Below are 23,438 nucleotides of genomic sequence, written 5' to 3'. Positions count from 1 at the left end.
GCGAGCGGATCAGGGCCTGGCGGGATCGGCGGGGGCGACCGGGACCCGCACGCCGTCGACCGTGACGGCTCCGGCGGCCGGGTCGAGCGCGGGCGCGGGACGCCGGTCCCGGCCGAGATCGACGATGCCGACCTGGTCCCCGCCGGGCAGGACGATCCAGCCTCCGACGAGCCGGGCGCCGCGGACCGTCGAGACGGCGCGGTACAGCCCCGAGGGCGCCTTGACGGCCGGGGCGCGGAAGGCGAGCAGGTTCTCCTCGTCGAGGCCGGCCGCCACGATCAGGGTGTCGCCCTGGATCGACCCGGTGACGATGCCCTTCGGCCCCTGCAGCCGCACCAGGCCCTCGGGGTGGATCCGGCCGTACAGCCAGAGTTCCAGCCGCCGGCCGTCGCAGATGTAGGCGACCGCGGACCCGTTGCGGACGGCGAGCGCCACCACCGCGCGGGAGCCCCTGGCCCGGCCGGCGTAGGTGGCCGTGCCGGTGAAGGGCCGCGCGGTGGACGGCGGCGCGAGCGCGGGCGGCGTCGGGGGCGAGGGCGGTGCGGCGCCGGCGGGGCGTCCGGTGGCGTCGGGGTCCGAGGAGACCGTGCGGACGAGCACGACCGTGCCGATGACGATGAGGGCGAGCAGGCCGGCCAGCAGCGCCGGCGGCGAACCGGTCCTGCGCATGGTTCCCCGTCACCTGGATGAGTCACCTGGATGATTGCCTGCTCTTCAGCCCACCATCTCCCGTGAATCCCGGCAAGGGCGTGAGGTGTCCGGGATCGGGCAGCCGCCCGCGCGCCGTCCCTCAGAGCAGGTCCCATCCGGCGAGGGCGTCCAGCAGGCCCGGCGCGGTGGGGAGGGCGCGGAGCTCGCCGGGCGTGAGCCAGCGGGCCTCCGCCGCGTCGTCCCCGGCGCGCAGCTCGCCGCCCCGCACGGTCACCTCGTAGTCGTGGATCTCGTAGACGACGCCCCCGGGGCCCGGCCGTTCCACCGTCCCCACCAGGCGTCCCACCGCCACCTCGAGCCCGGTCTCCTCCCGCATCTCCCGGACGACGGCGGCCGGGTCGTCCTCACCCGGCTCCACCCGCCCGCCGGGCACCGACCACGTTCCGGCCGACGGCGGCCGGGCACGCCTGATCATCAGCAGCCGGCCGGATCCGTCCCGGGCGATTCCTCCCACACAACGTACGTTCACCCAACTATTTGTGCCCCTTTTCCACCGGGTTGAGCTGGCGCAACTTGACGTGGTGAGGTCCCACCACGCACTGTGGATACCCATGAGGGCGGAGCCCACGTGCCCGCGCTGCGGCGGGCCGCTGCACGCACCAAGCCTCTGGTCCAGCGACTGGAGCTGTGACGTTCACGGCGTGGTGCTGCCGAGGCAGGAACCCAAGAGGCCCAGCAGCGAAGGGCTCGCGGCCGTCCTGAGCGAGGCCGAGGTGCCGGTCTGGGTGCCGTGGCCGCTGCCGTTCGGCTGGCTGGTCACGGGCTTCTGCACGGTCGGCGACGAGCGCACCGGCGCAAGGGCGTGCACGGTCGCCCTGTCCGGGCCGGGCCTGCTCAGCGGCCCCGCCGACATGCTTGTGATCGCCGAGCAGCCCGGGATCGGCCTCGGCGCCTTCTACGCGGGCCTCGACGGGCCCGACCCCGGGCACGCCTTCGACGGCAGCCCGCCGCACGTCAAGGCCGACGTCCAGGGGCCCACCGCGACGGCCGGGCACGCGGTCCCCATGTGGGCGGTGCCGTCCAAACCCGACCGGGCCGTCTACGTGGGCGAGGCCATGGGCGACTGGCTGTGGGTGGTGCTGTGGCCCGCGGACGCGGGCGTCCTGATGCTCGAGCGGCCGCAGCTGATCGACCTCCGCGAACCCGGCATGGAAGTCGATCTCCCGTACGGCGCGTTCAGCCCCCGTCTCGGGGACTGACGGCGTCCCGGCCCGCGGGCTCCTGATAAAAACTGGGCATGCGCATCGATCTGCACACCCACAGTGACATCTCCGACGGGACCCGCCCGCCCGCCGAGGTCATGCGGCGGGCCCGGGAGGCCGGGCTCGACGTGGTGGCGTTGACCGACCACGACACGGTCGCGGGCTGGGACGCCGCCGCGGGGGAGCTGCCCGACGGGCTGGCGCTCGTCCCCGGGATCGAGCTGTCCTGCCTGCACGACGGCCAGAGCCTGCACCTGCTCGGCTACCTCTTCGACCCCGCCGAGCCCGCCCTGGCCGACGAACTGGTCAGGATCCGCGAGCACCGCCTCGTCCGCGCCCGCACCATCGTCCGGCGGCTGCGCGAGCTCGGCGCGGACGTCTCCTGGGACCGTGTGCGGGAACTGGCCGGCGGGGACGTCGTGGGACGCCCGCACATCGCCCGCGCGATGGTCGAGGCCGGGGTGGTGGCGACGGTGGACGAGGCGTTCACCGAGGACTGGATCGCGAACGGCGGCCGGGCCCACATCGGGCCGTACGCGCTGGACCCGCTCCAGGCCGTCCAGCTGGTCCGGCAGGCCGGGGGCGCCTGCGTGCTGGCCCACCCGCGGGCGCGGCGGCGCGGCTACGTCTTCGGCGACGAGGTGATCGAGGAACTGGCCGCGGCGGGCCTGGCCGGCGTGGAGACCGACCACCCCGACCACGCCCCCGAGGACCGGGCCCGGCTGCGCGACCTGGCCGCCGGGCTTGGGCTGTTCACAACAGGTTCCAGCGACGACCACGGCGGGCTGACCGGGGACCGGCTGGGCCGGGAGACCACCGCCGTGCCCGCCTACGAGGCCCTGCTGGCGGCGGCCTCGAGCGGATCGTCCAGCGTCCGGCGGGCCTGAGGACGGTCCGCTCGGGCTTCCCCGAGCGGTGGACGGCGCGCGATAGGGTGCGGGCGTGGACGTGCGCATCGAACAAGTGGTGACGTCGGGGACGATCACCCTGGACGAAACCGAGTACGACGTCGAGAGCAACACCTACATCGTCGGCGACGACGACGAGGTCATCGTGGTCGACCCGGCGTACGACGCCGACGCCATCCTCAAGGAGGTCGGCGAGCGGGAGGTGATGGCCGTCATCCTGACCGACGGCAACGAGCATCACCTCAACGTGGTGCTGGAGGTCGCCGCGGCCGGCGAGGAGGACGAGGACAACTTCGCGCCGATCGCGCTGCACCGCGCCGACCGGCTGCTGTGGCGCGACTTCTTCAGCCGCCTCGCCAAGGAGGAGGACGATGAGGACGACGCCAAGGCGCTGCGCTCGCTGGAGCCCGACATCTGGCTGGAGGACGGCGGCGTGTTCGAGATCGCCGGAGTCCAGCTGGAGATCGTGCACACCCCCGGGCACTCCCCGGGCGCGGTCTGCGTGATCAGCGAGCAGCTCGGCGTGCTGTTCTCCGGCGACACCCTGCACCGCAACCGGCCCGGTTCGATCGGCGGCCAGTTCGAGGACCTGCGCAAGCAGCTCAACTCGATCGGCGCGCTGCTGACCCCGCTGCCGAAGGACCTGCGGGTGCTGCCCGGCCAGGGTGAGGAGACCACGGTCGGCGAGGAGGACGCCCGCTGGGAGAGCTGGGGCGAACTCGCCCGCGACGGCGAGCAGGACTGACCCGCGACGGACGGACGGCTCGACTCATGGTCGCCGAGCAGCTCGGCTTCGAAGGAATGCCGCAGCGCCTGTACACCTGCACGCCGTCGCGGCTGAACAACTGGCTGGACTGCCCGCGCCGGTACCGGATGACCTACCTGGACCGGCCGTCGCCGCCCAAGGGCCCGCGCTGGGCGCACAACAGTGTGGGTTCCAGCGTGCACAACGCCCTGGCGGGCTGGTGGCGGCTGCCCGAGCACGAGCGCACCGCGGCGGCCGCCGGGACGCTGCTGGTCCGCGGCTGGCTGACCGACGGCTTCCGGGACGAGGCGCAGTCCGCCGAGTGGCGCGAGCGCGCCCGGGAGATGGTCGAGCGGTACGCCGCCCGCCTCGATCCCGCCGACGAGCCGCTGGGCGTCGAGCGGACGGTCGCGACCCGGACCGACCGGATCGCGGTGTCGGGCCGCATCGACCGGCTCGACGCGCGCGGCTCGGAGCTGGTCGTCGTCGACTACAAGACCGGGCGGCACGTCCTCACCTCCGACGACGCCCGGGGCTCGCTCCAGCTCGCGCTGTACGCCCTGGCCGCCGCGCGGGTGCTGCGGCGTCCGTGCCGGCGCGTGGAGCTGCACCACCTGCCCAGCGGCGAGGTGGCGGTGTGGGAGCACACCGACGAGTCCCTCCAGCGGCATCTGCGGCGGGCCGAGAGCATCGCGTCCGAGGCGGCCGAGGCCGACGCGGCGTACCGGGAGCGGCTGCGGCCGCCGACCGTGCCGCAGCCCCGCTCCGGGGAGGGCGGCACGGTCGACCACGCGCGATACGACGAGATGTTCCCGCCGCGTCCCGGCAACCTGTGCGCCTGGTGCGACTTCGCCCGCCACTGCCCCGAGGGCCGTGAAGCAGCTCCCCGCAAGGACTCCTGGGCAGCTCTATCTTCTTAGTCCCGGCCCAGGGTGCTCGCCTGGCGGCTCGCACCCTGACGGGCCTGGGCGAGCGCGACATCGCTCCGCGATCTGCCCGGTGAGGCTCGCCTCCGGCATCGCCCCACCGGCCAGGTAGCGCGCTCGCGCGGTACCTGAGGCCGCTTCGAGACATGCCGTAGAACCACACGCCACACGCCTTCGTTGTTGTCAGCTGAGGGGCCCGGCAGAAGGCAGAGTGAGGATGTTGGTCAGTCCGCTCTGCCGACTGACCGCCAAGAATGACGCTTGCGCACGCCGCAACCTGCCCGTTTGTTCACTGGTCGGCCCGGAGCGGAGCGCTAGCGGAGTGGAGGAGGCGTTTCGCTCCGGCCCAGGGGGTCTGGGGGGTCGTCCCCCCAGAATGACACGGCCAGCGGCGGGGGTCGCGTAGGCCGTTGAGGCCGTGGCTCAGGTCGTAGCCCTCGGCGGTGAGCCGTTGGCGGGCACGGGCGAGCATGTCGCGGGTGGGCTTGGCGAAGGCGTGGTCGTGCAGCCGTTCGGGGATGGTGCTCATCGCTGTCCGGAACGACCGCAGCGCGGCGGTGACGGCGGGCTGCGGGACCTCGGGGAGGACGCCGTACATGTGGCGGGCCCAGTCCGGGAGCGTGTAGTAGCAGAGGGCGCCGAACGGGAACCAGCCGGGCTTTCCGGGCGCCAGGAACTTCAGGTTCTCCGGCATCGTGGGCCACATCAGGAACCGGACGGTGGCGGCGGCCTCCTCGGTCACCCGCAGGCGCGGCCGCATCTCGGCCATGTACCTCTCCATCTCGGCGACGCTTCCGGGGACGTCCTCGGCGTGCAGGCCGACGAGGGTGGCGCTGCCGCGCTGCTCGTCCAGGTACCGGTCGGCCATCGCGTCGGTCACCGGCAGGCCCGCCCGCCGGACGACCTGAAGGTAGGAGTAGACCTCGGCGCAGTGCACCCACAGCAGCAGTTCGGGCTGGTCGAGGCGTTCCTTCCTGCCGGTGTCGCGGTTGAGGATCCGCAGGCTGCGGTGGATCCCGCGGACGCGGGCGGCGGCCTCGTCGACCTCCTCGCGGCCGCCGAACGTTCCCAGGCCCACGAAGTCGGACGTGCGCTGGAGCCGTCCGAAGGGGTCCTCCTGGAAGTTGGAGTTCTGCCAGACGCCCCACATGGCGACCGGGTGCAGGGCCTGCAGCATGAGGCCGCGCACTCCGCCGACCCACATGGCCCGGTCGATGTGAACGCGCCAGGTGACGCTCTGCGGGGGATGGATCGTCGCGGGCATGCGCACACCTCGCACTCGTGAGACAAATCCCAGTAAGTGTTTCATTACATGGGCGTGCGCGCACCACCGGCCCCGGCGAAGAGCGGAGCGGCCTGGTCAGCGGGTGCAGCGCTCGCAGTGGTTCCAGAAATCGGTGAGCGCGTGCGCGGTGGTCTCGGGCGCCTCGACCGCAGGGGAGTGCGCGGCGCCCGGGATCACCACCTTGGCCGCGTCGAGCCGCTCGGCCATGGCCGCCTGCTCGCCCGGGTCCCAGGCGTCGTCGTCCTCGCCGTACAGGACGAGGGTGCGCAGCCCGATGTCCTCGGCCAGCTTGGCGAGCTCGTCCACCCGGTCGGGGCAGGACAGGAGCTCCTGCGCCATCGTCACCAGGGCGGTCTCGGAGTTGCCGAGCGTGCGGTCGCGGAGGAAGTCGACGATCTCGTGCGGCAGGCCGCGCTTGCGGGCGTCCGGCTCCAGGCTGAGCGTCCAGATCTGCCCCATGCCCAGCTGCGGGATCGCGTCGCGCAGCGCCGTCGCCCGCGCGGCCACCGGGCCGGTGAGCCCGGCCGGGCCGGAGCTCATGAGCGTGTACGAGGCGGGCAGTACCCGCTCCGACAGGACCGCCTCCCGGGTCACCAGGCCGCCGAAGGAGTGCCCGACCAGGTGAACCGGCTCGGGGCCCAGGGCGTCGGCCAGCGCGGCGATGTCGTCGCCCAGCGCGGCCCGGGTGTAGGCGAGCGCGTCGTCGGGGCCGGGTGTCTGGTACTGGCCGCGCATGTCGACGGCCACGACCCGGCGCCCGGCGCGGGCGAGGGTCTGCAGCACCGCCAGGAAGTCCTCCTTGCTGCCGGTGTAGCCGGGCACCAGCAGGGCCGGACCGCGCTCGGGTACGCCCGAACCGGGCAGGGCCTCCAGCGCGGCGAAGGCACCGCGCGAGGTCTCGACCGACGTCCGGCGGACGCCGGGGGGCAAGGTCAGGAACCGGGGCGTACTCACAGGGTGCAACCCTACTCAATTCGCGTGGAAAGACACCGGTCAAGACGGTTGGCTGGTAGCGTCCAGGCCGTGGATCAGGGCGCTGCGCGGTCGTCTCCGAACGGAGTGCCGGCGATCTCGGCGCATCGCCGGGACGAGGCGGGCCTCATCGGACTGCGGGACGCGGTCGCGTCCGGCGCCGACTACGTGGAGGTCGATGTCCGCCGGACCGCGGACGGGGTCCTGGTCGTCCATCATGATCGTACCGTCGGCGGGGTGCCGCTGAGCCGCTGCACCTTCGCCCGGGCGCGGGAGCTGGCGCCGGGCCCGGTGCCGCGGGTGGCGGAGGCCCTGGAGATCATCCGGGGCCGGGCCCGCGGCCATGTCGACCTCAAGGAGCGCGGCTGCGAGCACGAGGCCGTCGCGCTGGCGCTGGAGGCCTTCGGCCCGGACGGGTTCGTGGTGACCAGCCGCGAGGCCGCCTCGGTGGCGCTGATCAAGCGGGACTTCCCGCAGGTGACGGCGGCGCTGTCGGTGGGGCGCGGGCTGTGGGAGCGCGGCGCGGTACGCGATTTCGTACCGCTGCGCGCGATCCGCGGGTGCGGCGCCGACATGGTGGCGCTCAACCACCGGCTGGCGCGGGCGGGGGTGCTGGCGCAGTGCGCGCGCGCCCGGATCCCGGCCATGGTCTGGACGGTCAACGCGGTGCCGCTGATGCGCCGCTTCCTGAGCGACCCCAGGGTCGCCGTGCTGATCACCGACCATCCGGGGACGGCACTGCGGCTGCGCCGCCACAAGAGCTGAGCGGCTGCGCCGCCACCGGGGCCGAAGGGCTCGGGACGGGGCACTGCGAGATCACGGCGGCCGGAACGTGATCTCGCAGTGGGACGTGGCGGTGCGGGTCAGGCGGTCTGCTGGGCCTCGCTCGCGGCCGGTGCCGCCTCGCCCTCGGCGACCGGCTGGCCGGACCGGGTGCGGCGGCGGCTCCGGGTGCGCTTGCGCCCGGTCGCGACGCTCCCGCCGGACCGCTCGCCCTCGCCCGCGGCCTCGCCGGCCGGGGCCGTCTCGTCGCGGGTGAGCGACCGCTCGGCGCCGCCCTCGTGCGCGGCCGCGTCGACCGGCTTGCCGCCCCGGGTGCGGGCACGGCTGCGCCGGCGCCGCCGCGCGGGACGGTCGCGGTCCCGGTCCCGGTCCCGGTCGCCGTGGCGGTGCGCGGAACGGGTCTTGCCGGTCTCGCCGATGTCCTCCAGCTCCTCGGCGTCCAGGCCGGCGCGCTCGCCGCGCTGCTCCTTGGGGAGCTTGCCGGTGGTGCCCGCCGGGATGCCCAGCGCCGCGTAGAAGTGCTCGGAGGTGGAGTAGGTCTCCTCCGGCGCCGCGAAGTCGAGCCCGAGGGTGCCGTTGATCAGCTTCCATCGGGCCAGGTCGGACCAGTCGACCAGGGTGACCGAGGTGCCCTCCTTGCCGGCCCGGCCGGTGCGGCCGATGCGGTGCACGTAGGTGTCGGCGCTGTCGGGACACTCGTAGTTGACCACGTGCGTGACGTCGTCGACGTCCAGCCCGCGGGCCGCCACGTCGGTGGCCACCAGCACGTCGATCTTGCCGTTGCGGAACGCGCGCAGCGCCCGCTCCCGCTGGCCCTGCCCGAGGTCGCCGTGCACGGCCGCGGCGGCGAAACCGCGCTGGGCCAGGTCGGAGGCGACCCGGTCGCAGGCCCGCTTGGTCTGGCAGAACACCATGGTCAGCCCGCGGCCGTCGGCCTGCAGCAGCCGCGCCACCATCTCGGCCTTGTCCATCTGGTGGGCCTGCCAGACATGCTGGACGACCTGCGGCGTGGCCTGCGACTCGTTGTGCGACTCGGCCCGCACGTTGGTGGGCCGGGTCAGGTACTTGCGGGACAGCGCCACGATCTCGCCCGGCATGGTGGCCGAGAACAGCATGGTCTGCCGCTGCGCCGGGATCCGCTCGACGATCCGCTCGATGTCGGGCAGGAAGCCCAGGTCGAGCATGCGGTCGGCCTCGTCCAGCACCAGGACGCCGACCTCGGAGAGGTCGAGCTTCTTCTGCTTGACGAGGTCGAGCAGCCGGCCGGGGGTGCCGACGACCACGTCGACCCCTTCGCGCAGCGCCTCGATCTGCGGCTCGTAGGCGCGGCCGCCGTAGACCGACAGCACCCGGGTGCCGAGCTTGCCGCCGGCGACCAGGAGGTCGTCGGTGACCTGCAGGGCCAGCTCGCGGGTCGGGGCCACCACCAGCGCCTGCGGCCGGGCGCGGCCGTGCGTGATGCGCTGCAGCAGCGCCACGCCGAAGGCCAGCGTCTTGCCGGTGCCGGTACGGGCCTGTCCGATGATGTCGTGCCCGCCCAGCGCGATCGGCAGGGCGAGCTCCTGGATGGGGAACGCGTCGACGATGCCCTCGCTGGCGAGGGCGTCGGTTATCTCGGGTACGACCCCGAGTTCAGCAAAGGTAGTCAGGGCTTTCAGCCTCCAAAAGTGCGGGGTCCTCGCTCCCGGGGCGGCGCTGCTCCGGGCCCCGGCGCCGCGATACCGCGGTGGGCCGAGTCGGTCGAACACACCGGCGCCGGGCGGGCCGTCCAGCCTGGACGGCCGCCGGTTCGCCAGATGTGGCCGCGCTCTCACGCGGGAGGGACCAGCCGTCGATCAAGATTCCTTCGGCGACCGCAGTCAGGGGTCGAAAGCAGTCACTCGCTGTGGCTGCGTGCGGTCACACTCCGCGACGCAGTGTACCGACCGTTGGTTCCGGACACCAATGGGCGATCTGTTGAGTGAACGCTTCCATCCGTCCCGGCTATTCCCGGGGGCGCCGGGGATGGTGTATATGAGGCGAATGGTTCGCGGTGGCGGGGCGCCGTGCGTGGGACCGATGGGCTACCGCGGCACCCGCGACGCGGTGTCTGGAACCGGACCAAAACGGCCACAGTTGGCCACCGAAACCCTCCGGAACGGGTGGTGGCCCGGATACCCGGCGTCACGGGCGGCACGCGAGCGATCCTGACATTCTTGGCTCCGTGAACGATGGCAGGGACATGACGGGCGGGACGGGACGGGCGTCCTGGCGGATCGGCGGCTTCACCGAGCTGCGCGAGCTCGGCGCGGGCGCGCAGGGCCGGGTGGTGCTGGCCCGGCACGACGAGAACGGCGGCCCGGTCGCGATCAAATACCTGGCCCGGCGGGACGGCGACGACGGCGACATCGCGCGGCTGCGGGACGAGGCGGCCATGCTCGCCCGGGTCACCGACCCGCACGTGGTGCGGCTCTACCGGTTCGTGACGAGCCGGCACGGGGCGGCGATGGTCATGGAGGCCGTGGACGGCGTGTCGCTGAAGCGGCTGCTGGCAGAGAACGGCCCGCTGGAACCGGAGTCCGCGCTGGCGATCCTGAAGGGGTCGCTGCTGGGGCTGGCCGCCGCGCACGCGGTCGGGGTGGTGCACCGCGACTACAAGCCGGCGAACGTGGTGGTGCGGGGCGACGGGCTCAGCAAGCTGATCGACTTCGGGATCGCGGTGCTGTCGGGGGAGGGGTCCCGGTCCGGGACGCCGGCGTACATGGCGCCCGAGCAGTGGCGCGGCGACGCGGCCTCCCCGGCCACCGACGTGTACGCGGCGACCTGCGTGTTCTTCGAGTGCGTGACCGGTGAGCGGCCGTACCGGGCCGAGGGCGCCGCGGGGCTGATGCACCGGCACCTGAACGAGGAGGCGCCGGTGGGGGCCGTCCCGGAGCGGCTGCGCGACCTGGTGGCGCGCGGCATGGCCAAGGAACCGGGCGCCCGGCCGCAGGGGGCCGAAACGTTCGTCGCCGAGCTGGAGTCGGCGGCGGTCGAGGTGTACGGCCCGGACTGGGAGCGGCGCGGCGTGCGGGCGCTGGCGGTGGCGGCGGTCGCGCTGGCCGCCCTGTTCCCGCTGGGCGCCGCCGCGATCGGGTCCGGCGGCGCGGCCGGGGCCGCGGGCGCGGCGGGCGCGTCGGGTACCGGCGTGGGCGCCGCCACCGGTGGCGGGGTGATGGCCGCGACCGGCACGAAAGTGGCGGTGGCGGTCGGCGCGGCCACCGTCGTGGCGGCCGGGGGCGGCACGGCCGCCTACGTCGCGTCCGACCGGGACGCGCCCGCCGCGCGCCCGGTCGCCGCGGTCGCCACCCTCAACCAGAGCACCCCGCTGCCGGGACGGCCCGCGCTCCAGATCCGGAACGCGCAGTTCGTCCGCGTCACCGGCCTGCCGGACGCCGCTCTGCTGCGGCGGGTCAACACCGCGCTGCGCGCGCCCCTGGACCGGCGGATCGCGGCGTTCCGCGGCTATGTCGCCGGCCCGCACAACAACTCCGTCAGCACGCCGCGTTGTGCGACCGTCGAGAGCCGCGCCACCGTCCGCTACAGCGGCCCGCGGCTGGTGTCGGTCCTGTACGAGTTCGACACCGCGACCTGCTCCGTCGCGGACGAGGACCTGGAGTACAAGGACGTCGTCAACGTCGACCTGCGCGCCGGGCGGGCGCTCGCCGCCGCCGACATTTTTCGCGACCTGGGCCCGTCCGGGATCTCCGCGCTGGCCCGCGAGATGCCGCCGCTCGGCGAGCAGTACCGCTACTGCCTGCGCGAACCCCTCAAGCGCGGCGACCTGGAAGCGGGCCGGGAGTCCCCGGTGGGCGTGGCGCCGATGCAGGTGACCTTCACCCGGGAGCGGCTGGAGCTCAACCTGGTCGTGCCGCACGTGGACTGCAGCACCGGCGCGGTGTGGCCCCTCCCGTACGCCGGAATCATGAACCTGATCAAGCCCGAGGTGGCCGCGCTGCTGCCCGGGGCGTCCCCGAGACCGGAGCGGACATGAGCGAGAACTGGCGGGTCGACGGCTTCACCGAGGTGCGGGAGCTGGGGGCGGGCGCCCAGGGCAGAGTGGTGCTGGCCCGGCACGACACCGCGGGCACCCCGGTCGCGATCAAGTACCTGACCCGGCGGGACGGCGACGGCACCGCGATCGAGCGGCTGCGCGAAGAGGCGGTGATGCTGGGAAAGGTCACCGACCCGCACGTGGTGCGGCTCTACCGGTTCGTGACCGCCGAGCACGGCGCCGCGCTGGTGATGGAGGCGGTGAACGGCGTCGCGCTGAAGGAGATCCTGGCCCGGCACGGGGCGCTGGGGCCGGAGGCGGCGCTGACCGTGCTGAAGGGGTCGCTGCTCGGGTTGGCCGCCGCGCACGGGGTCGGCGTCGTGCACCGCGACTACAAGCCGGCCAATGTCGTCGTCCAGAGCGACGGGCTGAGCAAGCTCATCGACTTCGGGATCGCGGGGCTGCCGGGGGAGGAGTCCCGGGCCGGGACGCCCGCGTACATGGCGCCCGAGCAGTGGCTGGGGGAGCCCGCGTCGCCCGCCACCGACGTGTACGCCGCGACGTGCGTGTTCTTCGAGTGCGTCACGGGGCGCCGCCCGTACGCCGCCGGCGAGGGGCTGGGCGCGCTCCGCGAGGGGCATCTGAACGCGGCCGTGCCGGTGGAGGCCGTGCCCGGTCCGGTTCGCGACCTGGTGCGACGGGGGATGGCCAAGGGCGCCGCGGAGCGTCCGCCCGGCGCGGCGGAATTCGTCACCGAGCTGGAGACCGCGGCGACGTCGGCGTACGGGCCGGGCTGGGAGCAGCGCGGGATCCGGGCGCTGGCGGGCGCGGCGGTGGCGCTGGCGGCGCTGTTCCCGCTGGTCGCGGCCGGTCTGGCCCCGTCCGCCAGCGGCGTGGCGGGCACCGCGGCCGCGACCGGCACCGCGGCCGGGGGGACCGCGGCGGGCACCGCCTCGGGCGCCTCCGGCGGCGGGATCTTCGCCGCCGCCTCCACCAAGATCGTGGCGACCGTGGCCGTCACCACGCTCGCCGCGGGCGGAGTCGGCGCCTACGCGGCCGGCACCCGCGACGACGGGCCGCCGGCCGCGGTGCGGCCGGCGCTGGTGAGCGCCCGCGTCGTGACCGCCGACCAGGCCGCGGGCGGCGGGGCGGCCGCCGCCACGCAGCAGTACGTGGCCATCAGCGGGCACCGGGACAAGGCCCTCGAACGCCGCATCAACGCCGCGCTGCGCGCCGCCTCCGACCGCGAACTGGCCAAGTACCGCAAGGAGTACGCGGGGCGGCCGGACGTCCAGGAGGTCACCGCCAGCGCCGAGGTCACGCTCAAGACCGGGCGGCTGATCTCGGCCGCCTACCTCTTCGGCGTCACGCCCGTCCCCGACGGGATGGGCAACTGGGTGAAGAACGCCACCAGCAACGCCACCATCGTCATCGACCTGGTCACCGGCCGCACGCTGGGACCGGGCGAGCTGTTCACCGCCGCCGCGCTCACCCCGGACGGGCTGGCCCGGCTCGCCGCGCGGCTCAAACCGTACGACAAGAATCGGTGCCTGAGCCCCACGCCGTTCCCGGGCGAGCGGCTCAAGCCGTTCCGGATCCGACCGGCCGACCTGCAGCGGACCGGCTCGCCGATCCAGGTGGCGCTGGCACCGCGCGAGGTGCGGTTCGACATCGCCGTGGAGCGTCTCGACATGACCATGGCCGGCGAGGTCTGCCAGGCCGCGGTGGCGGACGTGCCGCTGGACCGGCTCGCCGACCTCATGGTGCCGCGCGTGGTCACCGAGATGAGAGCGGCCACCCCGACCCCGAGGCCGAGCCCGTCCTGAGGGCCTTGGCCTGTCTAGAAGTGGCCTCCGGACCGCGCGAGCGCGCTACCTGGCCGGTGAGGCGATGCCGGAGGCGAGCCTCGCCGGGCAGATCGCGGAGCGATGTCGCGCTCGCCAGGCCCGGTTAGGGGCGAGCCGCCAGGCGAGCCCCGTAGGCCGGGACTTAGAAAACACAGCGCAGGAGAAGGCCCCCGTGTGCAGGGCACGGGGGCCTTCTCGTCTTTGTGGGCCTTCTGTTGGGGGTGTGCGGGCATCAGTGCGTGTGCCGGCGGGCGCCCCAGCCGCGTCCGCCGCGCCCGCGGGTGTTCACCGAGGTGAGCAGGGCCACGCCGAGCGCGGCGATCACGATCGCGAACACGATCGCGACGAGCGTGCCCGCGCCGAGGGCGTCGGCGATCACACCGCCGAGCAGCGCGCCGACGATCCCGACGAGGATCGTCAGCAGCATGCCGATGGGGTTCTTCCCGGGGACGATCAGTCGCGCCAAGGCGCCGATCACGGCGCCGACGACGATGAACCAGAGGATCGTCGTGAGCATGGTCGATCACCATCCGTTTCCTGGGGTCGCGTAGCAGGTAGCAGGTCCGCGACCCACGGTCGGCGATCGGTATGCCCGTTATGTCGATTTCAAACGTCGTAAACGCTCGCCGCAGGAGAACGGCCAGGTCAGGGCGGTCTTATCCGGGCCGATGCGGGGTCAGGCGTACTGGCTGCCGCCGCCGAAGCCCACCGTCTGCCGCTCCTCCTCGGCGATCTCCAGGTAGCCCACCCGGTCGGCGGGGATCACCACCCGGCCGCCGCGCTCGTCCCGGAGCACCAGGACGCCCCTGTCCTCGGCCAGCGCGTCGGCCAGCGCCGTCTGCACCTCGTCTGCGGACTGCGCGGTCTCGACCACGAGCTCCTTGGGCACGAACTGGACGCCGATGCGAACCTGCACGCGATCTCCCTGTGCTCACCCGTCCCGCCACTCCGGCGGGACGTCCTGCTCCGATGGTGACACGCGCGCGGAGCGAACCGCCCCCGGGACGCTTCGCCCCGAGTGAACGCCGCGTGGCCGGGCGGTTCGGTCAGCCGGTCCGGGGTCAGCCGGACGGGGTCATCGGGAAGCCGGAGATCCCGCGCCAGGCCAGCCGGGCGATGATCTTCTCCGCGGTGTCCTTGGGAATGGCCCGGTGCTGGGACAGCCAGTACCGGGCGCTGACCTCGGCCATGCCCACCAGGCCCATGCCGAGCAGGTGCGCCTCGTCGCTGGGCGCGTCGGTGTCCTCGGCGATCACGCGGGCGATCATCTCGGCGCACTGCTGGTTGGCGCGCTCCACCCGGGCCCGGACCGGGGCCACGTTGCGCAGGTCGGACTCGAAGACCAGGCGGTACGCCTCGCCCTCGCCGGCCACGAAGTCGTAGAAGGCCTGCATGCAGGCCTGCACGCGGAGCTTGTTGTCGGTGGTGGACTCCAGCGCCTCCCGGACGATCTTCACCAGGGCCTCGGCGTGCTCGTCCAGCAGTGCCAGATAGAGCTCGAGCTTGCCCGGGAAGTGCTGGTAGAGCACCGGCTTGCTGACACCTGCCCGCTCGGCGATCTCGTCCATCGCCGCGGCGTGATAGCCCTGGGCGACGAACACCTCCTGGGCCGCGCCGAGCAGTTGCCTGCGGCGTGCCAGTCGCGGCAGTCGCGTGCCACGAGGGCGGGCGTCCGGGGTCGCGGTCACCACACTCTCCGATCACCGAATCGATGCGACGGAACGGGGGACCCGCCGCTGGGAACCAATCCCATCATCCTACGCGCCGGTAACCTCGAGGGTCACCCGTAACAGAGGGCCGCCCGGCCGGACCTGGTCCGCGCGGCCGGCCGCGGGCCCCTCGCCGGGCCTCAGCGGTAGTCGTCCTCATCGAGCTCGACCACCCGGCGCTGCTCGGCCGCGTCGGCCTCGTCCGCGTCGAAGGGTACCGGCTGCGGCCACTCGGGGCGGTCGTCATCGTCACGCAGCGCGAACCGCTGCTCGGCCGCGTCGGCCTCGGGCGCGTCCGGGCTCAGCTCGTCGGCCGGCTCGTCGGCCGCGGGCACGGGCTCCACTTCGTTCATCTCGCTCATCTCGCACTCTCCCCTGGACGGACGGCCGCGGCCAGCTCCCGCAGCGGCGCCTCGAGCGACTCGCCGTGGCTGGGGAAGGCGTGCACGACGTCGGTGAGCAGGCTCAGCGGCGTGCGCGCGCGGACCGCCAGCGCGATCTCGCTCATCCACTCCTCCGCGTAGGGGCCGGCGGCGGCCGCGCCGATGAGCAGGCCGCGGGAGCGGTCGGCGTAAAGCTCCACACGTCCCCGGTCGTCGGCGCGGACCGCCGCACGGGCCGTGGCGGCGAGGTCGTACCCGGAGGTGAGGAGGTCTATGCCCAGCTCCGCGGCCCGATTGGGGGACAGGCCGACCGAGTAGACGGCGGGCGAGGTCAGCACCACGCGCGGGATCGCGCTGTTAGTCGGCCTCACGCCGCGCGCCCAGCATGTTCGCGACGACGACGCGCGCCTGGTAGCGGGCGGCGTGCGCGGTGCGGCCGATCCCGGTCACGTCGCCGGCCGCCCAGACTTCGCCGGCCGCCCAGACTTCGCCGTCCCACGCCTTCCCGCCGGAGCCTTCGTGCCTGACGGGCTCGTCGCGCACGACGCGGCAGGTCTCGTCCACCGGCAGGCCCTGGCCGGGACGCACCGCGATCCCGAGCGTCTCCAGGCCGAGGCCCTCGACCCGGGGCCGCCGCCCGGACGCGACCAGCACCCGGTCGGCCTCCAGCATGCCGCCGTCCGGCAGCCACAACCGCACCCCCGCGCCGCCCACCCGCTCGGCCTTGCCCGCCTCGGCGCCGAGCCGCAGGTCGACGCCCGCCCGGCGGAGCGCGTCGGCGAGGACCTGGCCCGTGAACGGGGCCTCGGCGGGCAGCAGCCGGCCGGCCGGCTCCACCACCGCGACCCGCGCGCCGAACGCCGCGTACACCTGCGCCGTCTCGCACCCGGCCGGCTCGCCGCCCAGCACCACCAGGCGGCGCGGCAGGTCGGCGACGGCGAGCGCCTCGTCGCCGGTCCAGGCCGGCACGTCCGGCAGTCCCTCGACGGCCGGGACGACCGGCTCGCCGCCCGTGGCGACGACCAGTTCGGTGAAGCCGTATCCGGTCCCGTCCACCTCGATCACGCCCGGGCCCACGACCCGGCCGTGCCCGCGCAGCACGGTCACGCCCGCCTCCACCGGCCGCGCCCCGGCACGCCGGTCCGCGCTGTGCCGGACGGCCTCGTCGCGGCGGACGACGGCCAGCTCCCAACTCTCCCCGCGGCGCGCGGACAGCAGCAGCGACTTGGCAGGCACGCTCGCGAAGCACGGTGACTCCTCGCCGGCGGGCCGCCGCTCAACGAGCGCCACCCCGCGCCCGGCCCGCGCCAGTTCCAGCGCCACCAGTTCCCCCGCGGTCCCCCCGCCCAGCACCACAACGTCGTAGTGATGGTTCTGCGACACCTGTCCCCACCCTTCCGCTCCGCTGCAACCATGTCACTCATAGTGACGAAAGTCGATCCCGGAGAGTGCTGGTTCGAACACGAATCCGTTTACGGGAGGGACTGCCCGTGCTCGCGCAGCAGCGGTTCCAGCAGATCGCCGAGGTCGTCGATCCGATCGAGCGCCTCTTCGGGGGAGAACCTCAGCGCGGCGGCGTCGTCGCAGTCCTCCAGCTCGTCCCAGGCGACCGGGGCGGAGACCGATGGGCCCTCGGCGGCCCGCAGCGAGTAGGGCGCGACGGTGGTCTTGGCGGGGTTGTTCTGGCTCCAGTCGACGAAGACCTTCCCCCTGCGCAGCCGCTTCTCCATCCTGGAGACCACCAGCCCGGGATGGTCGGCCGCGAGCCGCTCGGCGACCTTCTTCGCGTACTCCGACGTCCGCTCGCTCTCGTCGATCGGGACGTAGAGGTGCAGGCCCTTCTTCCCGCTGGTCTTCGGATACGACTCCAGCCCGTCCCCGGCCAGCAGGTCGCGCAGCAGCCGGGCCACCCCGCACGCCTCCACGATCGTCGCCGGCGCGCCCGGGTCCAGGTCGAACACCATCAGGTCCGGGCTGCGGATCCCCCCGCGCGGCCCCACGCGCCACTGCGGGACGTGCAGTTCCAGGGCGGCGAGGTTGGCGCACCACACCAGCGTGGGCAGGTCGTCCACCACCACGAAGTCGAGCGAGTCGCGCCCGGACGAACTGCCCGGCGTCGGGACGTTCACTGTGCGGACCCAGTCCGGGGTGTGCGACGGCGCGTTCTTCTCGAAGAACTTCTGCCCGTCCACGCCGTCGGGCCAGCGGATCCGCGTCGCCGGGCGGTCCCTCAGGTGCGGGATCAGCACCGGCGCCACCCGCGCGTAGTAGTCGATGACCTCGCCCTTGGTGAACTCCGGATACATGTTCTTGTCCAGGTTGGACAGGACAAGCTCCCGCCCGTCCACCCGCACGGTGGTCTTGCTAGGGCTCACGGATCACCTCGAGTGGGTCCTTGTCGTCGCGCAGACCGCGCCACGAGGGGAAGCGGAGCCGGCCGTCCCTGGTCCGCACGCTGTAGGCCACCTCCCCGACCAGGAGCGGCTCAACCCACTGCGCGTCGCGGGCGAACTCGCGCGGGATCGGCTCGTCGAACGGGTCGGCCGCGCGGCGCAGCGGCCACAGCGTCTCGTACAGCTCGTCCAGGACCCGGTCGCTGAACCCGGTGCCGACGTGGCCGATGAAGCACAGCCGGCCCTTGGCGTCGTACTCGCCGAGCAGCAGCGACCCCACACCGCCCTCGCGCCGCCCCCGGCCGGGCTTCCAGCCGCAGACGATCACATCGCGGGTGAGGAAGTTCTTGACCTTCATCCAGTGGTCCACCCGGCGGCCCGGCCGGTACGCCGAGTCCAGCCGCTTGACCAGCAGCCCCTCCAGGCGCTGCTCCTTGGTGAAGTCCAGCAGCTCGGCGACCTGCGCGGTGTCGCGGCCGTCCAGGTACGGCGGCACCTCGATCGGGCCGGTCCCGCCCAGGTCCAGCTCGGCCAGCAGCGCCCGGCGGTCGCTGTAGGGCACGTCGTAGAGCAGCCGGCCGTCCAGGAACAGCACGTCGAACACCACGTACCGGACGGGCACCTCGCGGATCAGCCGCGGGTCGGGACGGGCGACGTGCATCCGGCGCTGCAGCCGCTCGAAGCTGGGGCGGCCGTCCTCGAAAGCCACCACCTCGCCGTCCAGGACCACGTCGTGGTTGGGGAGGAGATCGGCCAGCGCGGACAGCTCGGGGTAGCGGCCGGCCAGTTCGGTGACGCGGCGCCCGCTGGCGCGCACGCCGTCGGCCGAGACGTAGCTGATCACGCGGACGCCGTCCCACTTGAGCTCCAGGGCCCAGCGTCCGGTGTCGTCGGGGAGTTCTCCGGTGGCGGCCATCATGGGGCGTACGGGCCACGGCATGGTCATAACCGCGTCTTACCCGTACCTCCGTTCGGAGAAAAAAGGATCAAGGGCGCGTTCTGGCGTAAATCACCACCGGTTGCGAGGCTAATGGGCACAGACCTCGGGGTAAGGACGGACCATGCGCAGTATCTGGAAGGGCTCGATCTCGTTCGGGCTGGTCACGATCCCGGTGAAGGTCTACTCGGCGACCGAGCAGCGGGACGTGTCCTTCCACCAGGTGCACCGCGAGGACGGCGGCCGGATCAAATACAAGCGGGTCTGCACCGTGGACGGCGAGGAGGTCCCCTACTCCGACATCGCCAAGGGCTACGAGCTGCCCGGCGGCGAGATGGTCGTGCTGACCGACGACGACTTCGCCGAACTGCCGCTCTCCTCCAGCCGCCGCATCGACGTGCTGCAGTTCGTGGAAGAGGCGGAGGTCGACCCGATCTACTTCGCCAAGTCCTACTACCTGGAGCCCGACGCGCAGGGCGCCAAACCGTACGTGCTGCTCCGCGACGCGCTCGAAGGCTCCGACCAGGTCGCGATCGTGAAAATCGCGCTGCGGCAGCGCGAGTCGCTGGCCACGCTGCGGGTCCGGCAGGGCGTCTTCGTACTGGAGACCATGCTGTGGCCGGACGAGGTGCGCGAGCCCGACTTCCCCTTCCTGGCAGAGGAGATCGAGCTGCGCAAGCAGGAGCTCAGCATGGCCACCTCCCTGATCGAGAGCATGCGGGGCGATTTCGACCCGGCCGAGTACAAGGACGCCTACCGGGAGGCGCTGCAAGCGGTGATCGACGCCAAGATCGAAGGGCGCGAGGTCACCCGCCCCGAGGCGGAGGCCGAGGAGGAGCCCGCCGCCGACCTGCTGTCGGCGCTGCGCGCCAGCGTCGACGCGGCCAAGAAGGAGCGCGCCGGGAGGAAGCCGGCGGCCCCGAAGAAGAAGACCGAGGCCAAGCCCCGCCGCCGCAAGTCCGCCTAGGCCGCATGATCGTTCGCCGGTACGCTCGGCGAGCATGACGCGGTCGCTGTTAGTGGAACTGCTGGGCCTCCTCCCCGCCTACGATCCGTGGGCACTGCGCGACGACCCCGACACCGATCTCGAACGGATCCGCGGGCTGGTCGGGATGCTCGTCCGGAGCACCGACCGCACGCTCGTCCCCGACCTGGAACGCGAGCTCGAACGCTGCGTGGACTCAGGGGACGACATCGGCCGGGACGCGATCGGCGAGGTGCTGGCCGGGATCGCCGGGCTCGGCGCGCTGCCCGCCCTGCTCCGCGCGTCCGCCCGCGACCTGGGCGACGACCAGGACTGGTTCCAGACCATCATCTGCGAGGACCTGCTCCGCGCGGATCCGGAGGGCGCGCGTCCCGCCGTCCTCGAACTGCTCGACGCGACCGACCCCGCGCTGCGCGCCACCGCCTTCTGGGCCCTGGACCACGTCCTCACCGACGACGACCTGCCGCGGATCCTGGCCGCCGCGGACGACCCCGACCCGACCGTCCGGGAAACGGCCCGCCACCTGCGCGACCGCCTCTCCAAAGGCAGGTAAAAACACCGGGGGAATGGTCTCCACACCCCCGTACCGGGAATCGCACCCGGGTGCAGAACTGGTTCGTCAGGGAGATCGTGGAGACCGGCAGGCTCCGCATGTTCTGCTTCCTGATCGCCTTCATCGCCGCGTTCCTGTTCATCCGGTTCAGCGTCCGCATGATCCGCCGCCAGGCGCGCTGGTGGCCGGGGAACGTCACGCCGGGCGGCCGGCACATCCACCACGTCGTCTTCGGCATGGTCCTCATGTGCGTCGGCGGCGTCGGCGGCCTGGTCGTGGACGAGGCCACCTCCGGCTGGGCCGCGGGCACCGCCGCGCTCTTCGGCGTCGGGACGGCCCTCGTCCTGGACGAGTTCGCCCTCGTCCTGCACCTCAGCGACGTCTACTGGAGCGAGGAGGGCCGGCTTTCGGTGCAGGTCGTGATGATCGCCGTCGCCCTCTCCGGCCTCCTCCTGCTCGGGCTGCGGCCGCTCGGCGTGAACGACACCGTCAACGAGGAGGGCGTCCCGGGCGCGCCCTGGCAGGTCGGTCTGGGCCTGCTGGTCAACCTGGCCATGTCGCTGATCGCGCTGCTGAAGGGCAAGACCTGGACCGGCCTGATCGGCCTGTTCATCGGGCCGCTGGCGCTGATCGGAGCCGTCCGCCTGGCCCGTCCGCGATCACCGTGGGCCCACCGCCGCTACTCCGAAGGCTCCCGCAAGCGCAGGCGCGCCGAGGTCCGCGACACGCGCCTCCGTGCCCCCGTGGAGAGGTTCGTCGACAGGCTGCAGGACTTCGTGGCCGGCCGTCCGGACTAGTTGGTGTGCGCGTACCAGCCGCAGCCGGCGGCCCTTGCGACGGCGATGGCGCACCGTCACCAAGTGCGGGATCACCGGGACCAACAAGTTGGACGCCTCATGGCGAGGTCCTCGGCCTCCAGGCGGGCGCGCCGGGGAGCAGGGATCGTCAGGGGCCGGGCGCGGTGGTGGGCTTGTTCATCTGTCGGGCTTTCTCTGCGAGGTCACGGGGTAGCCGGTGATTTCCTGGATGGCTTGGGCGTAGCGCCGGAAGAGACGTGGGACGGGGGCTGTCGCTGGGCGTTGCAGCAGTAGCGCCCAGCATTGGGCGACCAGGTCGCGGGCTTGCTTCCCAGGCCATGGCTGGGGAAGCAGTTCGGGCGGGAGCAAGGGGTCGGGGTCCATGGCGCGGCTGAACTCGGCGGCCAGTTCGATGGCGGTTGTCAGCGGCTCGGGTCGTTGCGGCACCGTCATGTCATCGAGGCGGTGCAGGCGGTCGCGCGCCACCGCGATCAGGCGCCGGTGGCCTTCGGCAAGGTCGTCAAGCGGCCAGAGCCGGGCGGCCAGAGCCGCCGGGTCGGTGGTGCCTGCGACGTTCAGGTCGGTGCTGGTGAGAAACGTGATGTACTCGCTCGCACCCAGGCGTGCGGTCGCGGCCGACACCAGGTCTTCCCAGGGGTTGGCGGCCACGTAGAGGCCTCCCTGTAGAGGGGCACCCCCGAGGTGGACGAGTGCGTCCCGCAGGGCATCGCGTGCGGGGCGGAGGGTTTCGGGGATGGCGAAGGCGACTAGATGCCAGGTGCCGTCCCAGGGGGCGTCCCCGCGGTCCTGGGCGTACATCAGACGAATGAAGTCCACCTCGGGTTCGATCGTGTGGCGGATCTGGGTGGTGGCGCGCAGGACCGCCTTGCGTCCCCGTCCTTCCTGGACGAACTGCCCGTCGCCGACAAGGCGCCGAATGCACAGGCGTACCTGCTGGTCGGTCATCCCCAGAGCCCCGGCGACCGCGTAGAGCTCGCCGGCGTCCACCGTCAGGTCCTCGCGGACCAGGCTTTCCACCAGCGTGCGCGTGGGGATCTCCACGCTGTGGCCATGACCGGACGTCATCCGCACCTCCTTAGTGCAATCATAGTACGGTCGTAATCAATACGATCGTTTCAGAAACGACCTAAAAAGGGGCTGCGTATGGTCTCACCTTCCGCTTCGGCGGGGCGGGCCGCCGCTCCGCGGCGCCGCTGGGTGCGGCGAGGGCTCGGGGCTCTGCTGGCGCTGGTGGTGCTGGCGGTATCGGTCTGCGGGTGGGTGATCCACCAGAACTCCTATGACCTGCGTGAGGAGCAGGTGACCATCACGGGCGGCCGGCAGCCGCTGAAGGGCGTGCTGGCCTGGCCCAAGAGCGGCCGGGGATCGTACGGGCTGGTGGTGTTCGTGCATGGGGACGGTCCGATCGATGCCACGGACAAGACGTTCTATCGGCCGATATGGGAGGGCTTCGCGAAGGCGGGGTACGCCTCGCTGTCATGGAACAAGCCCGGCGTGGGCGGCGCCCCGGGAAATTGGCTGGAGCAGACCATGGAAGACCGCGCGGCCGAGACCGTCGCCGCGGTCGCCTGGGCGAAGAGGCGTCCGGCCATAGACCCGCGCCGGATCGGGCTATGGGGGGCCAGCCAAGCGGGCTGGGTCCTGCCCAAGGTGGCCGTGCGGCTTCCGGAGCTGCGGTTCGCCATCGCGGTGTCCCCGGCGGTGAACTGGATGCAGCAGGGCCGTTACAACCTGCTGGCCGAACTGAAGGAGCAGAACGCCTCGCCCGCCAAGGTGCGGGCCGAGCTGGCACGGCGGGACAAGACCCTGGAGCTGCTGCGTCAGGATGCGTCGTTCGAGCAGTACAAAGCCGCGATCGGCGATCCTCGGGGCCTGACCCCCGACCGGTGGGGCTTCATCACCAAGAATTACACCAGCGACGCCTCACGGGACCTGGCGGCGATGCGCGTACCGGTCCTGCTGGTCCTGGCAGGCCATGACCGCAACGTCGACGTCGCCGACACCGAGGCCGGTTACCGGCGCGCGTTGCGCACTCCTGGGCAACTGCAGATCAGGCACTACCCGGGCGCCGCCCATGCCCTGGTCCGCAAGGGCATCGAGGACTCGAAGCCGAAGATGCTCGTGGTCGCTGTCGCTGCGCCTCGCTCCCTGTTCGCCGAGGGATTCCTGGACGACCAGCGTCGCTACCTGCAGCAGGTTCGTTAGGGCGTGTCTTACGGATTTGCGTTCTGTCGCACGACCTGGCGCGGCGGCGGACGCCCGGCGCCCG

25 protein-coding genes are annotated in these 23,438 nt (G+C 72.9%); 11 read left to right on the top strand and 14 right to left on the bottom strand.

Going from position 1 to position 23,438, the window contains the following annotated elements; genetic code table 11:
* Nucleotides 1-9: 9 nt before the first annotated feature.
* Together ABD340_RS17160 and ABD340_RS17155 are read right to left on the bottom strand one after the other, a co-directional pair.
* Complete coding sequence (locus ABD340_RS17160; protein ID WP_344589969.1) at nucleotides 10-669, bottom strand: hypothetical protein; 660 nt, start codon at nucleotides 667-669, stop codon at nucleotides 10-12.
* Between the two features lie 121 nt (nucleotides 670-790).
* Nucleotides 791-1,165, bottom strand: a complete 375-nt coding sequence (locus ABD340_RS17155; protein ID WP_344589968.1) for an NUDIX hydrolase — start codon at nucleotides 1,163-1,165, stop codon at nucleotides 791-793.
* 97 nt (nucleotides 1,166-1,262) lie between these two features.
* On the opposite strand from ABD340_RS17155, the gene ABD340_RS17150 reads away from it, so the two are divergent.
* The 4 genes from ABD340_RS17150 to ABD340_RS17135 are packed head-to-tail and all read left to right on the top strand — an operon-like array spanning nucleotide 1,263 to nucleotide 4,486.
* On the top strand, nucleotides 1,263-1,910 hold the full coding sequence (locus ABD340_RS17150; protein WP_344589967.1) for a DUF6758 family protein: 648 nt from the start codon (nucleotides 1,263-1,265) through the stop codon (nucleotides 1,908-1,910).
* A gap of 38 nt (nucleotides 1,911-1,948) precedes the next feature.
* Nucleotides 1,949-2,800, top strand: coding sequence for a PHP domain-containing protein (locus tag ABD340_RS17145; RefSeq protein ID WP_344589966.1), 852 nt, complete (start codon nucleotides 1,949-1,951; stop codon nucleotides 2,798-2,800).
* A gap of 55 nt (nucleotides 2,801-2,855) precedes the next feature.
* Nucleotides 2,856-3,566 (top strand): MBL fold metallo-hydrolase, encoded by a 711-nt coding sequence (locus ABD340_RS17140; RefSeq protein WP_344589965.1) that lies wholly within the window; start codon nucleotides 2,856-2,858, stop codon nucleotides 3,564-3,566.
* A 26-nt stretch (nucleotides 3,567-3,592) separates the two neighbouring features.
* Nucleotides 3,593-4,486, top strand: a complete 894-nt coding sequence (locus ABD340_RS17135) for a RecB family exonuclease (protein ID WP_344589964.1) — start codon at nucleotides 3,593-3,595, stop codon at nucleotides 4,484-4,486.
* Nucleotides 4,487-4,781: 295 nt separating this feature from the next.
* Here ABD340_RS17135 and ABD340_RS17130 read toward each other — a convergent pair whose 3' ends face one another.
* Together ABD340_RS17130 and ABD340_RS17125 are read right to left on the bottom strand one after the other, a co-directional pair.
* On the bottom strand, nucleotides 4,782-5,756 hold the full coding sequence (locus ABD340_RS17130; RefSeq protein WP_344589963.1) for an oxygenase MpaB family protein: 975 nt from the start codon (nucleotides 5,754-5,756) through the stop codon (nucleotides 4,782-4,784).
* A gap of 96 nt (nucleotides 5,757-5,852) precedes the next feature.
* Nucleotides 5,853-6,731, bottom strand: coding sequence for an alpha/beta fold hydrolase (locus tag ABD340_RS17125; RefSeq protein ID WP_344589962.1), 879 nt, complete (start codon nucleotides 6,729-6,731; stop codon nucleotides 5,853-5,855).
* Nucleotides 6,732-6,800: 69 nt separating this feature from the next.
* Here ABD340_RS17125 and ABD340_RS17120 point away from each other — a divergent pair, with 69 nt between their 5' ends.
* The gene (locus ABD340_RS17120) at nucleotides 6,801-7,514 is read left to right on the top strand and encodes a glycerophosphodiester phosphodiesterase (protein ID WP_344589961.1); all 714 of its coding nucleotides are present in this window, start codon (nucleotides 6,801-6,803) and stop codon (nucleotides 7,512-7,514) included.
* A 98-nt stretch (nucleotides 7,515-7,612) separates the two neighbouring features.
* On the opposite strand, the gene ABD340_RS17115 is transcribed toward ABD340_RS17120, so the two are convergent.
* Complete coding sequence (locus ABD340_RS17115; protein WP_344590709.1) at nucleotides 7,613-9,118, bottom strand: DEAD/DEAH box helicase; 1,506 nt, start codon at nucleotides 9,116-9,118, stop codon at nucleotides 7,613-7,615.
* A 617-nt stretch (nucleotides 9,119-9,735) separates the two neighbouring features.
* Between ABD340_RS17115 and ABD340_RS17110 the strand changes: the two genes are divergently transcribed.
* Nucleotides 9,736-11,544, top strand: coding sequence for a serine/threonine-protein kinase (locus ABD340_RS17110; RefSeq protein ID WP_344589960.1), 1,809 nt, complete (start codon nucleotides 9,736-9,738; stop codon nucleotides 11,542-11,544).
* Nucleotides 11,541-13,370, top strand: coding sequence for a serine/threonine-protein kinase (locus tag ABD340_RS17105; protein WP_344589959.1), 1,830 nt, complete (start codon nucleotides 11,541-11,543; stop codon nucleotides 13,368-13,370). Before ABD340_RS17110 ends, ABD340_RS17105 begins: the two co-directional genes overlap by 4 nt.
* 253 nt (nucleotides 13,371-13,623) lie before the next feature.
* Here the strand turns inward: ABD340_RS17105 and ABD340_RS17100 are convergent, their stop codons facing one another.
* From ABD340_RS17100 to ligD (ABD340_RS17065), 8 genes are all read right to left on the bottom strand, one after another.
* The gene (locus ABD340_RS17100) at nucleotides 13,624-13,908 is read right to left on the bottom strand and encodes a GlsB/YeaQ/YmgE family stress response membrane protein (RefSeq protein ID WP_344589958.1); all 285 of its coding nucleotides are present in this window, start codon (nucleotides 13,906-13,908) and stop codon (nucleotides 13,624-13,626) included.
* Nucleotides 13,909-14,067: 159 nt separating this feature from the next.
* Nucleotides 14,068-14,307: a DUF3107 domain-containing protein gene (locus ABD340_RS17095; protein WP_344589957.1), complete on the bottom strand. Its 240-nt coding sequence runs from the start codon at nucleotides 14,305-14,307 to the stop codon at nucleotides 14,068-14,070.
* A 145-nt stretch (nucleotides 14,308-14,452) separates the two neighbouring features.
* On the bottom strand, nucleotides 14,453-15,079 hold the full coding sequence (locus tag ABD340_RS17090) for a TetR/AcrR family transcriptional regulator (RefSeq protein WP_344589956.1): 627 nt from the start codon (nucleotides 15,077-15,079) through the stop codon (nucleotides 14,453-14,455).
* 161 nt (nucleotides 15,080-15,240) lie between these two features.
* A complete protein-coding gene (locus tag ABD340_RS17085) occupies nucleotides 15,241-15,462 on the bottom strand; it encodes a hypothetical protein (RefSeq protein ID WP_344589955.1) in 222 nt (73 codons plus the stop codon).
* On the bottom strand, nucleotides 15,459-15,854 hold the full coding sequence (locus ABD340_RS17080) for a hypothetical protein (RefSeq protein ID WP_344589954.1): 396 nt from the start codon (nucleotides 15,852-15,854) through the stop codon (nucleotides 15,459-15,461). Before ABD340_RS17080 ends, ABD340_RS17085 begins: the two co-directional genes overlap by 4 nt.
* Nucleotides 15,841-16,866: an FAD-dependent oxidoreductase gene (locus tag ABD340_RS17075; protein ID WP_344589953.1), complete on the bottom strand. Its 1,026-nt coding sequence runs from the start codon at nucleotides 16,864-16,866 to the stop codon at nucleotides 15,841-15,843. The genes ABD340_RS17080 and ABD340_RS17075 overlap by 14 nt, the downstream gene beginning before the upstream one ends.
* An 89-nt stretch (nucleotides 16,867-16,955) precedes the next feature.
* The gene (ligD, locus tag ABD340_RS17070) at nucleotides 16,956-17,858 is read right to left on the bottom strand and encodes a non-homologous end-joining DNA ligase (RefSeq protein ID WP_344589952.1); all 903 of its coding nucleotides are present in this window, start codon (nucleotides 17,856-17,858) and stop codon (nucleotides 16,956-16,958) included.
* Complete coding sequence (ligD, locus tag ABD340_RS17065) at nucleotides 17,848-18,822, bottom strand: non-homologous end-joining DNA ligase (protein ID WP_344589951.1); 975 nt, start codon at nucleotides 18,820-18,822, stop codon at nucleotides 17,848-17,850. The genes ligD (ABD340_RS17070) and ligD (ABD340_RS17065) overlap by 11 nt, the downstream gene beginning before the upstream one ends.
* 115 nt (nucleotides 18,823-18,937) lie before the next feature.
* Here ligD (ABD340_RS17065) and ku point away from each other — a divergent pair, with 115 nt between their 5' ends.
* Genes ku through ABD340_RS17050 form a run of 3 tightly spaced genes read left to right on the top strand, consistent with a single transcriptional unit; the run spans nucleotide 18,938 to nucleotide 21,148 of the window.
* Complete coding sequence (ku, locus tag ABD340_RS17060; RefSeq protein WP_344589950.1) at nucleotides 18,938-19,780, top strand: non-homologous end joining protein Ku; 843 nt, start codon at nucleotides 18,938-18,940, stop codon at nucleotides 19,778-19,780.
* Between the two features lie 34 nt (nucleotides 19,781-19,814).
* Nucleotides 19,815-20,351 carry a HEAT repeat domain-containing protein gene (locus tag ABD340_RS17055; protein ID WP_344589949.1) on the top strand — a complete coding sequence of 179 codons (537 nt, stop codon included), beginning with the start codon at nucleotides 19,815-19,817 and terminating at the stop codon, nucleotides 20,349-20,351.
* A 50-nt stretch (nucleotides 20,352-20,401) separates the two neighbouring features.
* Nucleotides 20,402-21,148, top strand: a complete 747-nt coding sequence (locus ABD340_RS17050; RefSeq protein WP_344589948.1) for a hypothetical protein — start codon at nucleotides 20,402-20,404, stop codon at nucleotides 21,146-21,148.
* A gap of 177 nt (nucleotides 21,149-21,325) precedes the next feature.
* Here ABD340_RS17050 and ABD340_RS17045 read toward each other — a convergent pair whose 3' ends face one another.
* Entirely contained in the window at nucleotides 21,326-22,234 is a 909-nt protein-coding gene (locus ABD340_RS17045) for a PaaX family transcriptional regulator C-terminal domain-containing protein (RefSeq protein WP_344589947.1), read from the bottom strand.
* 78 nt (nucleotides 22,235-22,312) lie between these two features.
* Here ABD340_RS17045 and ABD340_RS17040 point away from each other — a divergent pair, with 78 nt between their 5' ends.
* The gene (locus tag ABD340_RS17040; RefSeq protein WP_344589946.1) at nucleotides 22,313-23,374 is read left to right on the top strand and encodes an alpha/beta hydrolase family protein; all 1,062 of its coding nucleotides are present in this window, start codon (nucleotides 22,313-22,315) and stop codon (nucleotides 23,372-23,374) included.
* Nucleotides 23,375-23,438 lie beyond the last annotated feature (64 nt).

The sequence above is a fragment of the Actinomadura vinacea genome (assembly GCF_039532545.1).
Lineage (GTDB): Bacteria > Actinomycetota > Actinomycetes > Streptosporangiales > Streptosporangiaceae > Spirillospora > Spirillospora vinacea.
The sequence above is the reverse complement of the archived record's forward strand: the minus strand, read 5'-3'. Positions and strand labels throughout refer to the sequence as shown.